We start from the raw sequence: 21,001 nt of genomic DNA on the forward strand, positions 1-21,001 counted from the left end.
TCACCTTTTATAACCAGAAGCGCCCACATTCATCGCTTGACTGGAATACCCCGGATCAGGCTTACTGCACCCACCCGCAGCACATAACTCAAGCTGCTGCGTAATCGGAGCGGATCCACTTATAAAACACGCTCACCTGTCCAAATAAACGGAACCACCTCTGAGGGCGCCTTCAGGACTCGTCCTTAATCGCTCGAAAGATAGCGCCGTGCCGCAACATTTTGGCAGCCTCTGCAAGCTATCTGGAAGAGTTCGGAGTGCCGGTAATCCCAGAAGATCTGCACCACCATAACTGCCTGCATTACGCATATTTTAGTGATCAGCAAGAATGGACGCTGGAAGGTCCTGATGGACAAGTCAAAATTGAAGCCTCCGGTAATTTTCAGGTCAACAATGGCGATGCTCTCACAATCGCAGTTTTGGGAGGTTGCGGGATCGGTCGACTGACCACCTTCGCTGCAGGTGACTACTTAAGATCAGGAGAGTTACGCCAAGTCTTGCCAGAATACACCTTACCAACCCAAAACATGTACGCCGTCTACCCCGCCCGCCAATACCTCCCCACCAAAACCCGTAGCTTCATCGACTTCATCTCCAAAGAGATCGGAGGCGATGAACCTTATTGGGATAAGGAGCTCTACCCTTCCAGCCTCTCAACATCAAACACCAGATAGAGTAGTTTTTTGCACCAGTGCATGACGGTTTTGCGTTCTTGTTCGTCTGCTGTGAGGGCGACGATGTTGAGGCAGGAGACGCTGACGAGGTTTTGGAGATAGGCGAGGCGGTGCGGGTTGTCTGGGAGTTGGCGGCCAAATTTTTTCTGGATACGGATGAAGCGTGCCAGAATTTGGTCCATGTGCGCTTCTTCAAGCTCCGACAATTCTTTGGAGGAGTTCATGGAGCGGCGAAGCTGCCAATGGCCTGCAGTGTTCGCTTGTGCATTGATCGCAATTTGCTCGAACATATCATCGATATAGTCCCGGATTGGCTCACTGCCATTATAGCGTACATCCAGGTCATCCAGTCCGGTCAAGGCGTTTTCTAGCCAACGGCGAAACAGCTCATAAAGAATGGATTGTTTGTTGGGAAAGAAGTTGTAGAGCGACCCCACACTGACGCCAGCACGGCGGGCAATCTCATTGGTGTTGATCTTATCCACCTGACCTTCGCTCAGCATATCCAGCGTTGTCTGTAGGATCAGCTCGATTTTTTCTCGTGAGCGCTGCTGTTTGGCTTTCTTTCGCAAAGCGAGTGATTGTGCGTTCATGGATGGCATGGGCTGGCTGTCCTTTGTAAATCTCGCTTTTCCGTGTTCTGCACAACAAGATTTCCGGTGGCAAGCCCTTAAGAATCAAATTAGCAGATATACTCACTGAATAACTTGATTTATAAAGTCATATTATCTATTGGAATAAAAATCGAGTTATTGCTCAACTTTTTGATCGTTAGGCCGGAAGCTGTCGCAATTTCTAAAAATTTCAAAAAATCAAATGGTTGCGCTCCATCCTAATTAACCGTCAAGCCAGAAGCCAGACACCTTTGGAGCGATTATCAGTGGGATAGGTGTTTGAAACATGGGCATCCACTACAAGTCTGCGCTTCTGTCTGGCTCCTCCATTAGCTTGCTGCTGTTTGCTGGAATCGTGAACGCGCAAGAGGCGGATCCTCCCAATCAAGATCTGGATGAAGTTGTTGTATACGGCTCTTCCGTTGCCGAAGACGCGTTGGCGCCAACTTTAGGTTATGTCCCAACTGAGACAGCGAGTGCTGGCCGTATTGGTTTGCCGATCGAGGAAACACCGCGTTCTGTTTCGGTGGTTTCCTCTCAGCAGATGGAAGATCAGGGCGCTGAATCTATTGTAGATGCGATTTCCTACAGCGCCGGTGTTGTACCTGCGATCTACGGATTTGATCTTCGTTACGATAACTATGCAATTCGTGGTTTTGAAAGCGCTGTTGGTGGGCTTAACTACCGCGATGGGTTGCCGTTGCGAATTTTTGCCTGGGGTGGCTGGAACATTGAGCCATTTGGTGTCGAGCGCGTTGAAGTGTTGCGTGGCCCGTCCTCCGATTTGTTTGGTGCGAACCAGCCAGGTGGCTTGGTCAACACTGTCACAAAGCGACCGCAAGAAGATTTTTCTGCGATTTTTCAAGCAACCTATGGAAACAACAACCGTAAACAACTTGCCGCAGACGTAACAGGCTCCCTCTCAGAAGACTCCCCAATTAGCTATCGGTTGGTTGGGGTTGGCCGTTTGTCAGATACTCAAGTGGATCACGTAAATGATGACCGGCTTTATTTTGCTCCATCCATAACTGCAAAACTTGGCGATAACACCAAGCTTACATTGCTTGCTCAATACCAGAAAGATTTTCAGGGTGAGAGCTGGCAGATACTGCCGCAACATGGAACTCTGCTGCCAAATAGTCAGGGTAGTTTTGACTACAACACATTTGCCGGTGATCCGGATCGCAAAGGGCTGAACCGCGACCAGCACTATGTTGGTTATGAGCTTGATCACCAGTTCGACAATGGCGTTGAGTTCTATCAGCGTGCACGCTTGGCTTATAATAAGATTACCTATGATGGTGCTTACAATGGTGGCGCAATAGACTTTGACACGCTTTTAGCAGATGGAGCTCCGAAGGCGTCCGGTGTCGATACCGTTGTTCTTGTCAAAAACGAAGTCGAAGAAACTGGCTATCAGGGATCCATTGATACCGCACTCAAGTTTGATGCCACATTTGGGGCTGTTGAGACGCAATTTATTGCGGGTCTGGATTACTATAAAGGCTATTCCGAAGCTGATCTAGGAAGCGGGTATGCCGGAGAAAAGAACCTCTTTACGGGCCAAATTACAAAACTCCTACCTAGCCTGCCAGGAATTAACGCGGCTTTGTTGAGTGACTATACAGGGTTCTCAGATCAAACTGTCACGCAAACCGGATTGTATGCTGCAGCAAATTCCAAGATACTTGATAAGTTCCGGCTTGATTTAAATGTTCGTCATGATTGGCTAGAGCGAGACACCAAAGGGCAAAGACCTGAGCCATTTGCCGCAGTGGCGGATGAGCAAACATTTGATCGTACGTTTACCGGGCGTATTGGTCTCTCATATGTGAGTGATTACGGTATCACACCTTTCGCGAGCTATGGCACATCCTTTGATGCTCCTCCTGCTGGAACGACCAAGGAGGGTAGAGCCTTCAAACCGACTTACGCAAAGCAGTTTGAAGTTGGCATCAAGTATGCTCCCACGAGTTTTGACGGTTTCTTCAGCGTAGCCGGGTTTCAAATTACAAAAGATAATGTTCTGACAAATGACCCGAACCACGCAGGACCTGTGCCAGCGTCGATCCAGGCCGGAGAGGTCAGGGTGCGTGGCTTGGAGTTTGAAGGTGCAGTTGAGCTATACAGTGGTTTGTCTGCGCTCGGCAGTTACACCTATCTGGATACTGAAGTCACAAAAGATACAACTTCGGCTCTTTTAGGAAATCAACTTGAGCGCATTCCAGAACATGCAGGCTCCCTCTGGCTCAAATACGACTTTGCGGAAAATACCTGGTTAGATGGTTTGAGCGTTGCCGCTGGAGCGCGATATCTGGGAGACCGATATGGTGACAATGAGAACGCGATTAAGCTTGATCCGGTGACACTCCTGGATGCGGCCGTGAGTTATGAGTATCAAAACTTCAAACTCTCTTTCACAGGCCGGAATCTTGCAGACAAGTCATATATTAGTCATTGCGGTAAAGCGACACTTGCATCGCTTGTACCTACAAGTCTGATTATGGACTCCCACAATTGTACATATGGCAAGGGACGTGAGCTGCGGTTGCAGTTGACCAGTACTTTCTAGAGCTTCTCAATCAGTAAATACGTTGACGCCACGGGCTTTACGGTCCGTGGCTGGTTTTGTGAGAGTGACATGCAAACCATCCACGCATGCATCAAGAAGATAGAGCTGTTGTTGTACAGCGGTTTGCTGTGTCTTGCTGTAAGCCTGCTGGGCATTCAGCAGACGACAGCAGCTGAGTTTCCGGTGGTTTTTGAGCATCAGTATGGGACAACGACAGTCACAGCAGAGCCCAAGCGGATCGTTTCTGTCAGTTTCATTGGGCATGACTTCCTTCTGGCGTTGGGAGTGAAGCCGGTAGCCCTTCGGCGTTGGTATGGTAGCTACCCGAGTGGTGTCTGGCCTTGGGCGCAACCTGCTCTGGGGGATGCCAAGCCGACAGTCATGTGGGGTGAGATCAATGTGGAGCAGATCGCTGCTATGAAACCTGATCTGATCTTGGGTTTGTGGTCTGGAATGACCCGTTCTCAGTACAAGATACTCTCGCAGATTGCGCCCGTTCTCGTGCCTGAAGCGCGCTTCGGGGATTACGGAACGCCGTGGCAGCAGATGACACGCACAATAGCGAAGGCTGTTGGGCGTACTGCAAAAGGTGAGCAAGTGGTGCAGGATCTGGAAGCTCGCTTTTCTGCCATTAAGGCACGCAATCCGACATGGCTCGGCAAATCTGCCGTGGTTGTTTGGCCGGGAGATATCGGGGCCTATCCTTCGTCAGATTTGCGTGGGCGTTTCCTGAGCGATCTTGGGTTTGTTGTCTCCGAAAAAGTAGAGGCGCTTGTTCGCAGCGATCTTTTTTATGTTCGTGTCTCGCCAGAGGATTTGGATCCGATTGATACGGATGTGCTGATCTGGCTCGACTTTGGCTCAGGTGCCTCCCAAATCAACACTTTGCGGCTCCGACCAACAATGCGCGTCTACAATGAAGGCCGTGAGGTGGTGGCAACGCCTATGATCGCTGCTGCCCTCTCGCATTCCTCACCGCTCAGTCTGAGCTTTGCTTTAGATCAGCTGGAACCGCTTATCGCAGCGGCGATTGATGGCAACTCGGCAACACCTGTTGCAACTTCGGTTGAAGCAGGCATCACCCGTGCACAGCAAATGGAGGGGCAGTGATGTTTGCTGAATCCGCTCAACGAGTTGGGACTAGTGATAGTCTTGCTGACTCCGGTCAGTCTCGAGGTGGCTGGTCACTTGCGTTTGTAGCCATTTTGATTGCTTTGTCTGTGCTGTCGCTTGGCGCAGGTGTGCGGGCAGTCCCACTCTCGGCAATCAGTGATGCTTTGCTGGCAACTGATCTGAATAATCCGGATCATATTGTGATTTTGGAAATGCGTGTGCCACGGCTTATTGGTGCGCTTTTGATTGGTGCATCTCTGGCAATGGCTGGTGCCATCATGCAGATCGTAACCCGCAACCCGCTGGCTGATCCAGGGCTGTTCGGTGTGAATGCCGGTGCCTCCATGGCCGTTGTGCTTTCCATTTGGGGAGCGGGCATTTCAGCTGCTGGAATGTTCATCTGGCCCGCGATGGCTGGTGCATTTGTGGTGAGTGTTGCGGTGTACGGGCTTGCCAATCTGGGGCAGGGCGGTGCCAGCCCTTTGCGTATGGCTTTGGCTGGAGCTGCTGTCAGCTCGTTCCTTTTGGCATTGGTGCGCGGTGTATTGCTGGTCAGCCAGCAAACGCTGGAGACCTATCGCTTCTGGGTCGTTGGGTCACTGCAAGGTGTGAAGCCGGAAATTCTACTCCAAGTCTGGCCGTTCTTTGCTGTTGGTTTTCTGGCCTGTCTTATTCTCGGGCGTTGGCTCAACGCTTTATCGCTTGGTGAGGATTCAGCGAAGTCCCTTGGCACCAAAATGGGCTTTGTCAAAGGACTGAGTTTGTTTGTCGTGGTCTGCCTTTCGGGCGGGTCCGTCGCATTGGCTGGGCCAGTCGCGTTTGTAGGGCTTGTTGTGCCGCATGTTGCACGACGTTTTAGTGGAGCGGACAGCGCTTGGTTGCTGCTGATCTCAGCTCTGCTGGGCGCGCTATTTGTGCTTTCGGGAGACATCCTTGGCCGAATAGTGTTGGAAGGGCGTGAGCTGCAAATTGGCGTCACAGTGGCATTAGTAGGTGGTCCGTTCTTCGTTTATCTCCTCAGAAAAACAAGGATGATGTCTCCATGAAGTTACTCGGTCATCATCTCGTCGTGCCCTTACCCGGCGGTGCATTGCTCATGCGTAAGCGCAGTGCTGTGGTGGGTGCAGTCTTTCTGGTACTCAGCTTAGTTGCACTGTTTGCTGCGCATTGGCTTGGAGCTTATCCAATCTCAGCAAACCGTATCGTTCCGCTGTTCTTCAGCGGGGAAGGTGGTGTGGACCAACTCATCCTTCTGGATGTGCGGATGCCGCGTATTCTCGTCGGAGTGTTTGTGGGCGGTCTTATGGGCATGTCCGGCGCAATCTTTCAGGCACTTATGCGTAATCCGCTGGCATCGCCGGATGTGCTCGGGTTCAATGCAGGCGCTGCGTTTGGCGCATTGTTGACGATCTTCCTGTTTGGATCTGCGGCCTACGTGTTTTGGGGGGCAGTGGCTGGTGGAGTGTTGACGGCGCTTCTTGTTGTCGCACTGTCCTGGCACCGCGGGCTGGATCTGTTCCGGTTGATCATGGTTGGCATTGGCATTGGGTTCACTCTACTGGCCTGTGCTGATTTTCTCATGTCTCAGCTTGATATTCAGCGCGCATCTGACATGGCAAAATGGCTCGTCGGTAGTCTTGGGCAGGTGCAATGCGAAGACATAACACCGGTTGCCATCGCATTTGTTGTTCTGGGCGCACTGGGTGTTGTGCTGCAGTACTTTTTGGACAGGCTCGCCTTCGATGAGGACCTAGCAGCGGGCTTGGGCCTCAAAGTGAATGGCCTGCGGTTGCTTCTGGTTGCTGTTGCTGTGGTCATGACAGCAACAGCTGTTGCGGTTGCTGGCCCAATCCCTTTTGTGGCCTTTGTCTCTGGCCCAATAGCTCGCCAGCTTTCCAGAACTCCATCGTCAGCGCTTATCCTTGCGGCTGGGATTGGTATTCTCGTCACGTTGCTATCTGACACCGCTGCACGCACATTGGTTGCAGCTTTTCAAATGCCGACGGGTGTTTTTACAGCTCTTATCGGTGCTCCCTATCTTATTTGGTTGCTTGCCCGGCAGGCAAAACGGAACCTCATCTAATGCTTGAGCCTCAAGAAAACACGCCGCTGGAAGCCAGGGATCTAGGGCTCTCGTTTGGATCCCATGTTGTCCTTAAGGACTTTAACCTGGCAATTCCGAAAGGGCAGATTTCGGTTGTGATTGGCCCGAATGCCTGCGGAAAATCGACACTCCTGCGGTCATTGGCTCGATTGGAAAAGCCGAGTGCGGGTACTGTGTTGCTGGATGGTAAATCCATCCATAAGCAGCCCACCCGAGGGGTTGCCAAGCGCCTCGGTATTTTGCCCCAGATGCCTGTTGCACCCGAAGGCATCACGGTTGGTGATCTTGTAAGTCGCGGTCGTACGCCTCACCAGTCCGTCTGGCAGCAATGGTCGCGGCAGGATGAAGTGGCCATTCAAAATGCGATGGACATGACAAAAATTACTGAGCTGCGTGACAAAGCTTTCAGTTCGCTGTCTGGCGGTCAGCGGCAACGTGTCTGGATTGCAATGGCGCTGGCACAGGAGACTGATCTGTTGTTGCTGGATGAACCAACGACTTTTCTTGACCTTGCACACCAGATTGAACTGCTTGAGTTGTTGAAGCGATGCAATGAAGAACAGCAAATGACAATCGTCGCTGTGTTGCACGATATCAACCTCGCAGCACGCTATGCTCATCATCTTGTGGTGATGAAGAACGGGCAAATCGAAGCGCAGGGCAGTGCTGACAAGGTCGTCACACAAGACATCATGAAATCAACCTTTGGTCTGGAGTGCTATGTGATGCCTGATCCGGTGAAGGGAACCCCGCTGATTGTTCCAGCTTGATGCCAACAATATTTTGATAAAACAAGACGAGCACTTTGATGACAACCACTGCAACAGAACTTCATAAGATCGAAAGCCTCATTCCCGGTATCGAGTTTGCCAAAGCCATTGTGCTTTTTGCTGCCGAAGCAAAACTCCATAATCTGACGCTGGAAGAAATTACCAGTACCCACTACCGCGTGAATTCTCCAGTCGGAATGGTTGAGTTTCTGAAGGCGGATGCAGAGGCAAAGCTGGTGATCTCAGCACCATCTCAAGAGGCACTGCATCTTGTCAAAGAGAGTGTCGAGCATCTTATTGGCCACATTGACATAAACATTCCACCTCAAATGATCTGGGCTGGGGACTTCACAGCGGGTGTTCACCCTCCCAATTTTCTTGAAGTTCAGGTCGTTAAAACAGCTGCTTTCAGCTCCAATTTTATCCGGGTAACGGTCTCAGCAGAGGGCATTCAGCGCTTCTTTGAAGGTGGCTTGCATTTTCGTCTGTTGTTCTCAAAAAACCTGGGTTTTGAAGCCAGATGGCCCTATTGGGATGACAAAGGCCACACGGTCTGGCCTGAGGGTGATTATGAATTGATGCGCCCTGTCTACACTGTTCGCCAGTTCGATAAGTCAGCACAGACTATCGACTTTGATGTTTTCCTGCATGAAGGCGGGCCGACAGCGGAGTGGGCAGCTCGCGTTAACGAAGGGGACAAGGTTGGTCTACTTGGCCCTGGTGGCGGGTGGATTCCGGAGGCCAAGTATCTGTTGCTTGCCGGAGATGAAACAGCCATTCCAGCTATCTCACGCATTCTCGAAAGTTCTCCTGCAGGTACGAAAGGTGCAGTGATCATTAGTGTTTCAAAAAAAGGCATGGAAGCACCGATCCCGTTACCTGAGACAATGAGCCTTGAATGGATTTATCGGGATACTCATGGTCATGACGGATTATTTGAAGCTGCAAAACAAATAGAAATCCCTGAGGTTCAGGAGGCATTCCTCTGGTTTGCTGCGGAAAAGAAAACTGCCAAGAAAGCGCGCAAGTATTTCCGTAATGAAGTTGGTTTCAAAGCCGACAACTGCTACATCGCGGGGTTTTGGGAGGAGGAATAAGCTCTCCTAAAACCCAAAGAGCTTTGCGCCTTGGTAAAACAGGAATGACACCAGCCAGGCATAGCTTAGAGACAAGATCAGCGAGAAACTGGTGAACTGCCAAGACTTTCCTTCTGAATGCACTGTCGCAATGGTCGTTAGACAAGGCGTGTAAAGCAGGCAGAACAAGCAGAAACTATAGGCTTCCAGGGGTGTTACACTCATCGAAATGGCTTGAGAAACACCGCTGGCAGATAATGCGTAGATTGTAGACAAAGATCCGATGACGATCTCTTTGGCGATGAAACCGAAGATCAGTGCCAGAGTGAGATATGGATTGATGCCGATTGGCTCCATGATCGGCTGAAGTAAGACACCTAGCTGGCCACCATAGGTGCTCAATCCTTCCGCGCCAACTGGCAGGTTTGTCAACAACCAAACCAGAATGCAGCCGATGATAATAAACCGTGAAGCTCTTCTGATGAACTCACGTACCTCACCCCAACCTCTGAGTAAAACCTGTTTGACTGTCGGAATCCGATAAGGGGGTATCTCCAACAAGAAGGGTTCCTGGCTCTTGAACTGCTTGGAAAAGCTGAAAATGGCAGCCGTTGAAAAAGCAGCGAGGAAGCTGATCACGTAAAAGGAGAACAACACTAGTGCACCTTTGGAACTGGGAAAGGTGGCACTGATAATAAAAACGAACACAGCTAGGCGCGCAGAGCAGAGCGAAAATGGAATAACCAGCATTGCCAGTAGACGCAACGAGCGGGTGCGCATGACCCGCGTGCCCATTAATGCAGGTACATTGCAGCCAAATCCCATCATTTGCATCACAAAAGCGCGGCCATCCAGCCCAACGCGGCGCATCAGAGCATCCATCAAAAAGGCAGCACGCGCCAGATACCCGCTATCTTCAACAGCGGCCATGCAAAAGAAGAAGAGCACAAGAAGCGGCACAAATGATGCGACCGTCGACAGACCAAGCCATATACCATTGATCAGGAAGCTATTGAGCCAGACAGGCGCCCAGGCCAAACCCGGCTCCAGCAGTATCGTTTGTACCCAATCAGCACCTCGGCTCACAAGATCCTGAGAGGGAAGGCCAATCTCCCAAATCACGGAGAAGATAACCAACATGCTGAGGAAGAACATGGGCAGGCCCAGCAGCGGATGCAAAAACAGCTGATCCAGCTTTTCTGTCAGTGTTTTCGGCCAGATTTTGGGGAGGGTCACGCAACCTTTCAAAGCATCATCGAGCGTTTCCTCAGTCATCAGTGTTTTGAACAGCGAGTCATAGTCCGCCAGAACCGGCTTGCTGGCAAAGTCAGAGCTTAAACTGTTCGAGACTTGTTTCATGGCATCGTCAAAGCCAGTGCCGTATTTGGCGCTGATCAAAGCCACAGGCATCTTAAGAGAATTCTGCAACTGCTCAAGATCAAACGTGATGCCGAGCTTATGAGCTTCATCGCACATGTTGAGCATGACAACAGCAGGCAGTCCCAGCGTTTTCACTTGCAAAGGCATCAGGATCTGTCGTTCAATCTGCGCTGCATTGATAACGATAATAACCAGATCAATCGGAAATTTTGTCAAAAACCGGTTCACGATGGCTTCGTCTTCAGACCCACCTTCCAGATTATAAATACCCGGCAGGTCAACATATTCCACGTTTCGCCCTGCTAAAGGCACGCGCGCGCGCATCACATTAACTGTGATGCCTGGCCAGTTGCCAACGGAGGCGCGGGCGTTAGTGATGCGATTAAAAAGCATGGATTTGCCAGTGTTTGGCTGACCGATAAGTGCAATACGTGGGGTACTCTGGGCACCTGCCTCAGGCCGAGGGTTCATCGCCTTTGATCTCCTCCACAACAACGCAACGTGCTTCAGAACGTCGGATCGCAACCTGTGTTACCTGATTGACCCGAAGCAACATAGGGCCACCCAACCAAGCCAGCCGCATAACGCTGACTTCCTTCCCAATGTTGATCCCCAGTGTGTTCAGGCGAACGACCAGAGCGCGTCCATCAGATGTTTCCTCGCTCTCGATCCCGCGCACAATGGCTCTTTCGCCTTTGAGAAGGTGATCGAGACTGCGTGTTTTCGGTGCACTGCTCATAATCTGTTCTTGGGGCGTCGGGATGAAGTTGAGGTTTAAACTCATAAATACACAAGCTCCTCTCTGCAAACTGGTTAGAAGGGTGTTGCCGCTGGCTTGAAAACTTAGCTAAAGCAGAAAATATTGTAATTTCTCCGTAAGATCTAATTGCGAATAACTTGCAAGTAGTGATTGAAAATATGAGTGTAATTCTCTAGTTAAAAATCATTAGTTGGTTAGCCAGAACGACTCGTTCGAGCCAGGCCGTTGAGTGCTAGGTAGAAAATGGCTAACGACAGCAGTGCCCATATTGCAGGGCAGGCGCGCGCAACTTCACACAACGAGCAAGGTGATCGTACAGCCCGTTCAGTCATTATCGTGCTGGCGGGGCTTTATGTGGCTCAGGCTATTCCGGTTTATCTTGTCGCTGCAGCCATGCCGGCGATCTTCCGCGCACAAGGCATCAGTCTTGTCAGCATTGGCTCTATGGCACTTTTGATGCTGCCCTGGGTTGTCAAGTTCCTCTGGGCGCCAATTGTTGACCGTTATTCCTTCGCTGCCTTTGGAAGACGCCGAAGCTGGATCATCCCGATGCAGCTTATCTCCGTGGGCATCATCACTTACCTTTCAACACTCAATGTCGCCGAGCAACTGCACATCCTGTTTCCATTACTGATGGTTCTGGCGCTGTCCTCCTCTACACAGGACATTGCGACAGATGGCTTTGCCGTTGAACACCTCGCCCCGAAAGACCAGCCCCTTGGCAATGCAGTCCAGGGAGGCAGTGTTGCCGCAGGTGTGTTGATCGGTGGTTCTCTGTCTCTGTTCCTGCATGATCTGTGGGGGTGGAGCTTTGCTCTTAAAACAGCTGCTGGCCTGTCATTTCTCACTTTGCTGCCACTGCTTTTCTTCAAGGAAAACCCACGGAAAGACAAAGGTGTCGATGGAGAAAGTAAACCACGGCCATCGATCATTGGATTTGTAAAGCGCAACAACACGTTGATGCTGTTGTTTTTTGCACTGCTGTTCCGCCTGCCTGAGGGGCTCGTCAAAGGCGTTGAGCAAGCGTTTCTGGTGGACTTCGGCTTTTCTCTTTCTCAGATCGGAATGGTTAGCGGAGGCGCAGCCGCTTGCGTTGGCTTGGGCGGTTCAGCGATTGCTGTGGTGCTGATCAAACGAGCTGGCCTGATGCAGTTCCTCTGGCTTATTGGCACTTTGAGGACTTTGTGTTTCCTCGGCTATGCATCTGTAGCTTTGCTGGACTATCGCGGTGTCGCAGTGCTCGTTGGCCTTTCTGCCGCCAACACCTTCATCCGCTACATGGAAATCGTTGGTCTTTACAGCGCATTCATGCGCGTCAGTTCGCTCAAGCAAGCTGGTACCGACTTCACCATTCTCAGCTGCGCAAATCTATTCGTCTACATGCTGGGTAGCGTAGCAGCTGGCTTTATCGCGCAGCATTCCGGCTACGGCATCCTCTTCTCGCTCGCAACTGTCTGCTCAGTCGCAGGCATTCTGGCAAGCATGCACTTCTTCAAAAAAGCATCCATCGGCAAGGGGCAACAAACTGCCGAAGATGCAGATCTTTCAACAACATCACCGATAAAAACTTAGGGGGCAATATGAAATGCGTCGCTATGGGGAACAAAGGTTCCTTCGCGCGAGTGCTACTGTGCACCGTCGCGCCTTTCGCAATGTTTCAAACAGCATCCATCGCAACTGCACAGGATGCCATCGAAGACGACACCGACCTAACCGTCGTCGTAACCGCCAGCCGCACCGAGGAATCCATCTCCTCGATCCCGGGCACGGTGCAAGTGATCTCCGGCGAAGAACTGCAACAAGCGGTCGCTGCGAACGGAGATATCACGACAGCTTTAGGACGTTATGTGCCGGGGTTGAATCTCAGCAATGATACACTCAGTGGATTAGGGGAAACTTTCCGCGGGCGCTCACTACAAGTTTTGGTCAATGGTAGTCCACGTACATCTTCTCTGCGTAAAGTAAATCGTGTGCTCAGCCTCATTGATGCAGACAGCATTGAGCGCATTGAGATTATCAATGGCGCAAGCGCTGTGTATGGTGACGGCGGTACAGGCGGTATCATCAATGTCATCACCAAGAGTGCGGATAAAGAGGGCTTCAGTGGGTCTTTCTCTACGACCATCTCTGCAAGTGAGCGGAATGTTAAAGATAGTGCGCATGTGCTCACGAGTGTTGAGGCTGGATACCGGAAAGATGGCAAGAGCATTCAACTGAATGGTCAGTTCAAGAACACGGGTGATTTGTTTGCCGGAAACGGCACGCGCGTACCAGAAGATCCGGCAACTGGGCAGGGTGGTGGCTCTGGTATCGAGCAATACAATATCTCTGGTCGTGTTGGTTTTGAAGCTGAGCGATTTGATGTCTCGATTTACGCCAATCTGCTCAAAATGGAGCAAGATATCGAGTTCTATTCCGATTTCACATCGGACCCGGTTTCTCAAAACACCAGCGATCTCTATAAAGGGCTGAGCCCGATGGAAGACGCCAAGAACCTGACCGCGACATTAAATGTCTACGATCTGGGGCTTTTCGGTGATGCCAATGTAGAACTTTTTTACAACGATACTGAAAGACGTTCGGCTTTGGTTCCATTAAGTGACGCTAATCCGTTCACTTATTCTCCAGATCCGGACCGTTCTCAAAACTCAGTATTCATGAAGCAGGTTGGAGTTCGCACAACATTTGATCGCGATCTCAGCAATCTCTACGAAGGGTTGGAGTTCAGCTACGGGGGCGACTTTACCTACGAAGATGTAACCCAGAAGCTACCTGATGGCCGTGATATCATGGGTCCAATGGAGCAAAACTCTTTTGCAGTCTTTGGACAGCTCAAGGTTCCTCTCGGAGAGATGTTCGAACTGCGTGGTGGCCTTCGTTATCAACGCTATGATTTGAGCGTGGGTGATTATACCCGTCCTTCAGGTCAAATTAAATATCCAGGCTTTCCGATCTTAGATGTCCCTGAAGCAAGTGTGAAAGGGGGAGATGCTGTTTATGATGCTACAGTTTTTAACTTAGGCGGTGTCATGCACGTCTCAGATGAGTTAGACCTTTTTGCAGGCTTCTCTCAAGGGTATTCTGTACCTGACATAGGTGGTTTCACGCGCCGCGCAGTTGATTATGAATTCAAAGCCCCACTAGCAGACATAAGAGACCCTCTTGTTACACTTGACCCAGCACTGGGTATTAACCGATTAGATCCAAATACTTGGGTGGAGTGGGAGACTGAGTTCAATTTCTCTGATTTACAGCCTGAGGCAGCCATCGTAAACAATTATGAAATCGGTGGACGCTTCGATAATGGTAAATATTCTGTAGCAACTTCTGTCTTCCTTTCTACAACGGACAAAGGATTAACTTTTAACCCAGCTGCGAGTGCTTTAACGCAGCGAAAAGAGCGCATCTGGGGCGCTGAGTTAAATGCAAGAGCTGTGATCGACGCCAATTGGAGCCTTGGAACTATTCTTGCCTACAAAGAAGGTGTTTATGATTATGATGAGGATGGCGACCTTGACGACGCGTTGCCGAATAATCGCATTGGTTCCCGATTCCAGGCGACCCTTTATACAGACTACCGCTTTGAGAATGGCTTGAGCCTTCATGGCGAAGCAATCTACGGCTCCGGGCGAGATGTTGATGACGGGAACCCGCAGTCAGAAGATCTAAAGCTGAAGCAGACATTCACTGTCAATGCAGGCGCCAAATACGCTGCAGATTTTGGGACTGTGAAGTTTGGTGTAGAAAATGTGTTTGATACCAAGCAGACCAATGTAACAGCAAGCTCCGGCCGTAACCGCAACGTCCTAGCCGAAGGCCGCCGCGTCTTCTTGCAGTACACCAAGACGTTCTAGGTTATGCAAATGTGAGACAGGGCTTTGCCTTGCTGGCAGGTCCATCTGATAAACACAAAAAAACAGCGCAGGGACTAGAGGTTCTGCGCTGTTTTTGCTTTAGCGAGTAGAGGGAGGGTTACTCGCCGGGTTCGAGCACGTCTTCGTGGTCGACGACTTTCCCTTTCACCTTCATCCAGACTGCTGAGGCAATCAGCAGGGCTGCGAGGATGCCGCCGATGGTGGAGACTGTCATAGGCAGGCCGAATCCAAGTTTGGTGGAGTTCAGCAGGAAGGTCACAACAACGGTAGTCATGAAGGTTGCCGGAATGGTGCAGATCCAATGCAGCTTGTTATGACGCAGCAGATAGGCAGCAGTAGTCCACAACATCAGTGCGGCAGTTGCTTGATTGGCAACGCCGAAGTAACGCCAGATCACTCCGAAATCCACCTGAGTCAGGAGTGCACCGCCAACGAACAGTGGGATTGCCAGCAACAAACGCTTTGGCATCTGGTTCTGTGGCATGTTGAAGAACTCAGCCAGGATCAGACGTGCTGAACGGAAAGCGGTGTCACCAGAGGTGATCGGCAGGACGATAACACCGAGTACTGCGAGGAAGCCACCAAACGCGCCCAGAAGACCGTTGGATGCTTCGTAAACAAGGTTCGCAGGATTGCCGCCCATGCCTTCAGAAAGACCTTCAACGCCGCCGAAGAAGGACAGAGCAATCGCACACCAGATAATCGCGATCACGCCTTCACCAATCATCGCACCATAAAAGACGAAGCGCCCATTTTGTTCATTCTCCATGCAGCGCGCCATCAGTGGAGACTGAGTGGCATGGAAGCCGGAGATCGCACCACAAGCGATGGTGATGAACAGAGCAGGCCAAAGTGGCATGTCATTCGGGTTCAGGTTCTGGAAGAAATCGCCAGCTTCAACACCTGGCAGCATGGTGTGTTCGCTGGACAGCAGCAAAGCGACCGTCAAGCCCACAGACATAAACACCAGTAATGCGCCGAAGAAGGGGTAGAAGCGCCCGATGATCTTGTCGACAGGAACGATGGTGGCGATCAGGTAGTATGCGAAGATGCAAACCAGGAAGATGGTTACATCAACACCAGTCAGGCGGCCGAGCAGGCTTGCTGGAGCAGACACAAACACCACGCCCACCAGCAGAAGCAATACAATTGCAAAGATGTTCATGAAGTGTTTTGCGGCCCCTGCCGAGGTACTTGCCAGCAAGGTTCGGGACGGATTGCCCTTTGTTGCGAACGGACAACATGCCGGAGAAGTAATCATGCACTGCGCCTGCAAAGATGCAGCCACAAACGATAGAGGTGGTTCCGTTTATTTGGACAGGTGAGCGTCTTTTATAAGTGGATCCGCTCCGATTACGCAGCAGCTTGAGTTATGTGCTGCGGGTGGGTGCAGTAAGCCTGATCCGGGGTGTTCCGTTCAAGCGATGAATGTGGGCGCTTCTGGTTATAAAAGGTGATGTACTGCTTAATGGATTTTCTGGCCTCTGGCACACTGGCGTAGGCCTTGAGGTAGACTTCCTCATACTTGATGGTGCGCCAGAACCGTTCGATAAAAACATTGTCGCGCCAGGCTCCCTTGCCATCCATGGAGATCTTGATCTCCTCCCGTTTGAGTACATCGGTGAAGTCTCTGCTGGTGAACTGAGACCCCTGATCAGAGTTAAAAATCTCCGGCTTGCCGTATTTGGAAAGTGCCTCTGTGGGGGGGGCTGTCATTCTGCATAGAGGTGTAGGTGGGGGGAAATGAATGAAGTTGTTGAAATTTATAGATTATATCATTTGAGATAGGAAAAATCATTTTGCACAGTGTTGCGCGAAATCTATTCAAAATGGGCGCTTAAGTGTGCATATAACGGTCAAAAATGAGCAAATGAAAGCAACGCGTTTGAATTGGAGTGCTTTGAAGCCAGTTCAGGTGAAGCGATGACCGCACCACACTACTTTACCGATGATATGAAAATCTTCAAGATCAGAGCGCTTCAACAGCTCGTCTTTGTGTATTGGGTTTTGACTGATCAATTCGACATCACCCTGAATCGTTGGGCGAAGGTACTTCACACGCGCCAATCCGCCGTAAACAAAAGCATAGACGCCATCTGAAAGCGTATTACGCTTTTTGTCGACCATAACCAAGTCTCCGTCAGCGATAAGTGGGTCCATACTGTCACCGTCTGCGGTGAGAATGATCAGGCCTTCCGCTGTGGACCTGCCTAGTTTCCCTCCTAAAAAGCTCTTAGTGAATGGGATGTCTTCTAACTTCTCAATATTATCACCGTTCAAAGAACCGCCGCCAGCAGCTAAATGAACATTAACGCGTGGGATGGTAATGAAGTCGACCGATTGAGCTTTATTTAGCTTGCTGATTTGAGTGCCCTCAATCAGCCATTCAATGCTGACGTTAAACAGCCTCGCAATTCTCAAAGCTTTATCTGCACTCGGCATCCCATCATTCAGATAATTCCTAAGTGCTCCAACCGAAATATTGCATTTTTCCGCAAATTCGGCTCGGCTATCATCGCCCATAAGCTTTTTTAAGCGTTCAGAGAAGGTGCCATTGTTATTCATTTGCAACAATGGCCTGACGGCCACCCTTTATAAACAGAGCCGCTGTTTTATTAAGCTATTGATAGTGTTAAATAAAACACTACAAGCAGCTAATAAAAGCTAAAATAAACAGTGGCAAGCTATATATAGCTTTACAGCAAGCTTTAAATAGCTATTCTATCTTCATTCGTTACCAACAAGTGCAAATCACCAAGGTGAGTCGCACGGTGAATAAAAAAGCGGCTGCTGCAACAGTCCGCTTTTTAAGGAGATACAATGGCTAAACACGCCCCTCAAGTAAAATGGGACAAGCATTCAATCAAGGCAGAGCTACACCGCAAAGAGTGGACGCTCACCGAAATTGCCGCCAGAGAAGGTATGCACCGTACCACGTTAACCAAGGCTCTGGAAACCGGAACCGGACGCGGTGCGGAGCTTATCTCCAAATATCTCAGTATTCCATTAGAGCAGCTATGGCCGAACCGGCGCAAGCGCTCTGCTCATGTGATTTACAATAGCGACAAACACGGCCCGAGCGCTAGTCAGAAAAAGCAATCTCACGCTGATACTCCTCTTACTGAGGCCGAGGCGGCGGCATGAGAACGGCCCGTGCAACCCGATGTGTCGCCATGCGGTTTTATCATCGCTTTGATTATGACGCAGGACACGACAATCACCTTAAAGACTTTGCCAGTGCGCTTGCCCTTGGCATGTTCACTGCTGCCTTTATGCTGTGGGGCTGGGTGTCGTGCATAGCAGTTGCTTCTTACCGGGCAGGATACCCGCTATGAGAACGCGCCGCTGCCAACACACTGATGATTTACTGAGCTGGCAACCGCCACAGGTGGAGGCCCGCTTTGAACCAGCGCGGGTTCGTTCTGCAACCCCTTCCGGCAAGGTCTGCCGGGCTCTATCTGAGGCGATGAAAGAAGATGGCCGCAGCCGTGAGCAAATCGCGGCGGCCCTTTCTGAGCATCTTGGGGAACCCATCAGCCGGGACAGTCTGGACGCATGGGCAAGCGAAGCGCGGGAAGCCAGCAATATTGCCGGGTACCGCCTGATCGGTCTCATCTCTGTTTTGAAATCAAAAGAGCTGCTCAACGAGCTGTTGGCTCGCACTGAGATGATTGTGGTGGACCGTAAGTACCGCCCCTTAATTGAACGACAACTGATGGAAGAAGCGCAAACGCGCATCAAGAAGATGATCCAGCAAGCAGATAAAGAATGGAAGGGCCTAAAATGAGCGGAACAGTTCCAGCCCTGTTTGATAATGGCGCAAAGCGTGAGTGGCTTACGGCTCGTGAGTTGGCAGATTTAAAACTTCCGGGTCTCCCTCAAAGCGATCGCAAATCTGTAATCCGCTTTATTGACAGACACGACTGGCAGTCCACTTCTCTTGCCCGTAAACGTTCTGGTCGCGGCGGCGGCTGGGAATACCATATTGACTTACTCCCGGAGGTTGCCCGCAAAGCGTTAGAAGCCCGGTTCAACATTGAACGCCTTAACGCTGATGTGCCTGTTGTGCAGGAAAAAACGCCAAAACCAACAAAAGTGACTCTGGCGGATGCTGACGGGGCACAGCGCCGTGCTGCGGAAGCCCGCAAGCAGATCTTGCAGATGGTGGAACAGCTGGTCATGCGCGGCATGGCCTATGACAAAGCTGTGTGCGGGCTCACTGCCAAGGTAAAGGTACTGCTGAGTCAGGAGGTACTAACGCCGGATGAAGAGCAGTTGCTCAAGCTGGTGCGGACCGCCAAGGACAAGGGGACCGGGATTTCCCGCCGCGCTATTTACAACTGGCGCAAGGCATTCAAAGAAAGCGGCTTTGCTGGCTTGATCCCCGGCAAACGCAAGCAAGATGCGCTCAATGCTTCCCGTTACGAATGGGCACCGGGCTTTTTGAAGTTTTATGCAGACCCGCGCAAGCCAACCGTGGCGCTGGCACTAGATCAGTATCGCGCCAGTCTGGAAGATCCTGCACAGGCTCCAAGTTATGATCAGGTGAAACGATATCTGACCAAGCTGAAGAAGGCCGACCCGATTGCTGCCTATAAGGGCCGTGAAGGTCTGCTCGCCCTCAAAGCCCGGAAGGTCTATGTGAGCCGGTCAACTGAAGGGTTGGAGCCAACCGATATTTATACCGGTGATGGCAAGACCTTTGATGCGTTTGTCGGGCACCCGTTTTCCGGCAATCCGATCCGCCCTGAGATCACCAGCATTTTGGACATAGTGACCCGCAAATGCGTTGGGTACTCCATCGGGCTGAATGAGAAGGCCTATGACGTTTCTGAAGGCCTGCGCAATGCCAGCATGGCAAACGGGGTGCCTGCGGTTTTTTATGTCGATAACGGTAAGGGCTACAAGAACCTGCTGCTGGATGAATCTGCGGTGGGTATGTTGAGCCGCCTTGGTACGCACAAGGAACACAGCATTGCCTACAACTCGCAGGCTCGCGGTATTATTGAGCGGTTCAACGGATCAGTTTACACCCGCCTTGCCAAGACACTGCCAAGTTATACAGGCCGTGATCTTGACCGGGAAGCGGCACTGAAGCTGCACAAGAAAATCAAGAATGACCTTAAAGAAACCGGTGCTTCCGAGCTGCTCATCAGCTGGGACCAGTTCCTCAAGGTTTTTGACGGGGCTTTGCAATACTATAATGACCGGCCTCATTCAGCTCTGCCACAGGTACGTGGAAGCATCACCGGCAACACCCGCCATATGTCTCCCAATGAATATTGGGCTCAATTTGAAGCTCATGGCTTCAAGGCTGTCACCCTTAGCCGGGAAGACAGTGATGATCTGTCTCGTCCGGCAGTGCGGCGCAAGGTCTCCCGTGGCCTCGTAACAATTGAAAAGAACCGTTACTTCGCTCTGGAGCTTGAACGTTATGACCGCCGGGAAGTCATGGTTTGCTATGACATGCTGGATGCCAGTCAGGTGTGGGTGCGCGAACTTGATTTTGTGGAGGGCGCTGAAACGCCGGGCGCACTGATCTGCACTGCCAAGTTTGAAGGCAACAGTCAGGCTTACTTCCCCAAGCCGGTTATCGAAAGCGCTCGCGAGAAGAAGGCCAAAACAGCAGCCAGACGACTGGAAGACAAGCTGCGCCGTGTCGAACAGGAACAACGCCCTGGCTATCTGCTGGAGCACTCCGGCGAACAACCCATGGAAGTGTTTGCTTCGGCTCCCGGCTTTGAAGAGCGCACCGGGGACGACCTTGTTTCAGTGGTGATGCAACCCTCTGAAAGCTCTGCGAACGTGGTTCACATGGCCGAACCAATTGAAGTTCAGGAGCCGAAACCTCAACCCACGACCAAATCCGGCAGGCCAGTATTTAAGTCCAAGGAAGAGCTTGCCGTCTGGGTTCTGGATAATCCTGAAAAGATGACCGATCTGGACAAAAAAATCCTGTCGGACTGTGTGACCAACAGGACTTATCTGGACCTTTTTGAAGCGCTTGGCATCGACACGGAGAGCCTTCGAACTCTCCTCCGCGCCGCTGCCTGACGCCCCTTT

18 protein-coding genes and 2 pseudogenes are annotated in these 21,001 nt (G+C 51.1%); 13 read left to right on the forward strand and 7 right to left on the reverse strand.

The genetic code is table 11. From position 1 onward, the window contains the following. Window positions 1-179: 179 nt before the first annotated feature. Window positions 180-674, forward strand: a pseudogene (locus PsAD37_RS05320) (substrate binding domain-containing protein); the annotation flags it as partial. Here the strand turns inward: PsAD37_RS05320 and PsAD37_RS05325 are convergent. Next, a complete protein-coding gene (locus tag PsAD37_RS05325; protein WP_063295263.1) occupies window positions 638-1,276 on the reverse strand; it encodes a TetR/AcrR family transcriptional regulator in 639 nt (212 codons plus the stop codon). The pseudogene PsAD37_RS05320 and the gene PsAD37_RS05325 sit on opposite strands and share 37 nt — an antisense overlap. 298 nt (window positions 1,277-1,574) lie before the next feature. Here PsAD37_RS05325 and PsAD37_RS05330 point away from each other — a divergent pair, with 298 nt between their 5' ends. From PsAD37_RS05330 to PsAD37_RS05355, 6 genes are all read left to right on the forward strand, one after another. Continuing rightward, the gene (locus PsAD37_RS05330; protein ID WP_063295264.1) at window positions 1,575-3,860 is read left to right on the forward strand and encodes a TonB-dependent siderophore receptor; all 2,286 of its coding nucleotides are present in this window, start codon (window positions 1,575-1,577) and stop codon (window positions 3,858-3,860) included. Window positions 3,861-3,929: 69 nt separating this feature from the next. Continuing rightward, window positions 3,930-4,970, forward strand: coding sequence for an iron-siderophore ABC transporter substrate-binding protein (locus PsAD37_RS05335; protein ID WP_063295265.1), 1,041 nt, complete (start codon window positions 3,930-3,932; stop codon window positions 4,968-4,970). Then, window positions 4,970-6,019, forward strand: coding sequence for an iron ABC transporter permease (locus PsAD37_RS05340; protein WP_063295266.1), 1,050 nt, complete (start codon window positions 4,970-4,972; stop codon window positions 6,017-6,019). The genes PsAD37_RS05335 and PsAD37_RS05340 overlap by 1 nt, the downstream gene beginning before the upstream one ends. Next, a complete protein-coding gene (locus PsAD37_RS05345) occupies window positions 6,016-7,056 on the forward strand; it encodes an iron chelate uptake ABC transporter family permease subunit (protein WP_063295267.1) in 1,041 nt (346 codons plus the stop codon). Before PsAD37_RS05340 ends, PsAD37_RS05345 begins: the two co-directional genes overlap by 4 nt. Beyond that, entirely contained in the window at window positions 7,056-7,847 is a 792-nt protein-coding gene (locus PsAD37_RS05350) for an ABC transporter ATP-binding protein (protein WP_063295268.1), read from the forward strand. Before PsAD37_RS05345 ends, PsAD37_RS05350 begins: the two co-directional genes overlap by 1 nt. 38 nt (window positions 7,848-7,885) lie before the next feature. Next, the gene (locus PsAD37_RS05355) at window positions 7,886-8,944 is read left to right on the forward strand and encodes a siderophore-interacting protein (protein ID WP_063295269.1); all 1,059 of its coding nucleotides are present in this window, start codon (window positions 7,886-7,888) and stop codon (window positions 8,942-8,944) included. Between the two features lie 6 nt (window positions 8,945-8,950). On the opposite strand, the gene feoB is transcribed toward PsAD37_RS05355, so the two are convergent. After that, window positions 8,951-10,774, reverse strand: a complete 1,824-nt coding sequence (gene feoB / locus PsAD37_RS05360; protein ID WP_063295270.1) for a ferrous iron transport protein B — start codon at window positions 10,772-10,774, stop codon at window positions 8,951-8,953. Further along, window positions 10,758-11,087: a FeoA family protein gene (locus tag PsAD37_RS05365; RefSeq protein WP_063295271.1), complete on the reverse strand. Its 330-nt coding sequence runs from the start codon at window positions 11,085-11,087 to the stop codon at window positions 10,758-10,760. Before PsAD37_RS05365 ends, feoB begins: the two co-directional genes overlap by 17 nt. Before the next feature lie 219 nt (window positions 11,088-11,306). On the opposite strand from PsAD37_RS05365, the gene PsAD37_RS05370 reads away from it, so the two are divergent. After that, window positions 11,307-12,635, forward strand: a complete 1,329-nt coding sequence (locus PsAD37_RS05370; RefSeq protein ID WP_063295272.1) for an MFS transporter — start codon at window positions 11,307-11,309, stop codon at window positions 12,633-12,635. Between the two features lie 8 nt (window positions 12,636-12,643). Then, window positions 12,644-14,917: a TonB-dependent receptor gene (locus PsAD37_RS05375; RefSeq protein WP_208991711.1), complete on the forward strand. Its 2,274-nt coding sequence runs from the start codon at window positions 12,644-12,646 to the stop codon at window positions 14,915-14,917. 118 nt (window positions 14,918-15,035) lie between these two features. Here the strand turns inward: PsAD37_RS05375 and PsAD37_RS05380 are convergent, their stop codons facing one another. The 4 genes and pseudogenes from PsAD37_RS05380 to PsAD37_RS05390 all read right to left on the reverse strand — a co-directional run bounded on the left by PsAD37_RS05380 (window position 15,036) and on the right by PsAD37_RS05390 (window position 17,503). After that, window positions 15,036-16,070: a carbon starvation CstA 5TM domain-containing protein gene (locus PsAD37_RS05380; protein ID WP_244272483.1), complete on the reverse strand. Its 1,035-nt coding sequence runs from the start codon at window positions 16,068-16,070 to the stop codon at window positions 15,036-15,038. Next, window positions 16,012-16,182: a hypothetical protein gene (locus PsAD37_RS28650; protein ID WP_244272484.1), complete on the reverse strand. Its 171-nt coding sequence runs from the start codon at window positions 16,180-16,182 to the stop codon at window positions 16,012-16,014. Before PsAD37_RS28650 ends, PsAD37_RS05380 begins: the two co-directional genes overlap by 59 nt. Window positions 16,183-16,291: 109 nt before the next feature. Beyond that, window positions 16,292-16,636 (reverse strand): annotated as a pseudogene (locus tag PsAD37_RS05385) (transposase); the annotation flags it as partial. Window positions 16,637-16,849: 213 nt separating this feature from the next. Then, complete coding sequence (locus PsAD37_RS05390; RefSeq protein ID WP_063295273.1) at window positions 16,850-17,503, reverse strand: XRE family transcriptional regulator; 654 nt, start codon at window positions 17,501-17,503, stop codon at window positions 16,850-16,852. A 255-nt stretch (window positions 17,504-17,758) separates the two neighbouring features. On the opposite strand from PsAD37_RS05390, the gene PsAD37_RS05395 reads away from it, so the two are divergent. From PsAD37_RS05395 to PsAD37_RS05405, 4 genes are read left to right on the forward strand one after another with little or no spacing between them, the layout of a single operon-like run. Then, window positions 17,759-18,082 carry a helix-turn-helix domain-containing protein gene (locus tag PsAD37_RS05395; protein WP_063295274.1) on the forward strand — a complete coding sequence of 108 codons (324 nt, stop codon included), beginning with the start codon at window positions 17,759-17,761 and terminating at the stop codon, window positions 18,080-18,082. Next, window positions 18,079-18,273 carry a hypothetical protein gene (locus PsAD37_RS27975; protein WP_153039677.1) on the forward strand — a complete coding sequence of 65 codons (195 nt, stop codon included), beginning with the start codon at window positions 18,079-18,081 and terminating at the stop codon, window positions 18,271-18,273. Before PsAD37_RS05395 ends, PsAD37_RS27975 begins: the two co-directional genes overlap by 4 nt. Then, a complete protein-coding gene (locus PsAD37_RS05400) occupies window positions 18,270-18,725 on the forward strand; it encodes a hypothetical protein (RefSeq protein ID WP_063295275.1) in 456 nt (151 codons plus the stop codon). The genes PsAD37_RS27975 and PsAD37_RS05400 overlap by 4 nt, the downstream gene beginning before the upstream one ends. Beyond that, window positions 18,722-20,992 carry a Mu transposase C-terminal domain-containing protein gene (locus PsAD37_RS05405; protein WP_063295276.1) on the forward strand — a complete coding sequence of 757 codons (2,271 nt, stop codon included), beginning with the start codon at window positions 18,722-18,724 and terminating at the stop codon, window positions 20,990-20,992. The genes PsAD37_RS05400 and PsAD37_RS05405 overlap by 4 nt, the downstream gene beginning before the upstream one ends. Window positions 20,993-21,001 lie beyond the last annotated feature (9 nt).

Origin of the sequence: Pseudovibrio sp. Ad37 (assembly GCF_001623075.1) — a bacterium.
Classification (GTDB): domain Bacteria; phylum Pseudomonadota; class Alphaproteobacteria; order Rhizobiales; family Stappiaceae; genus Pseudovibrio.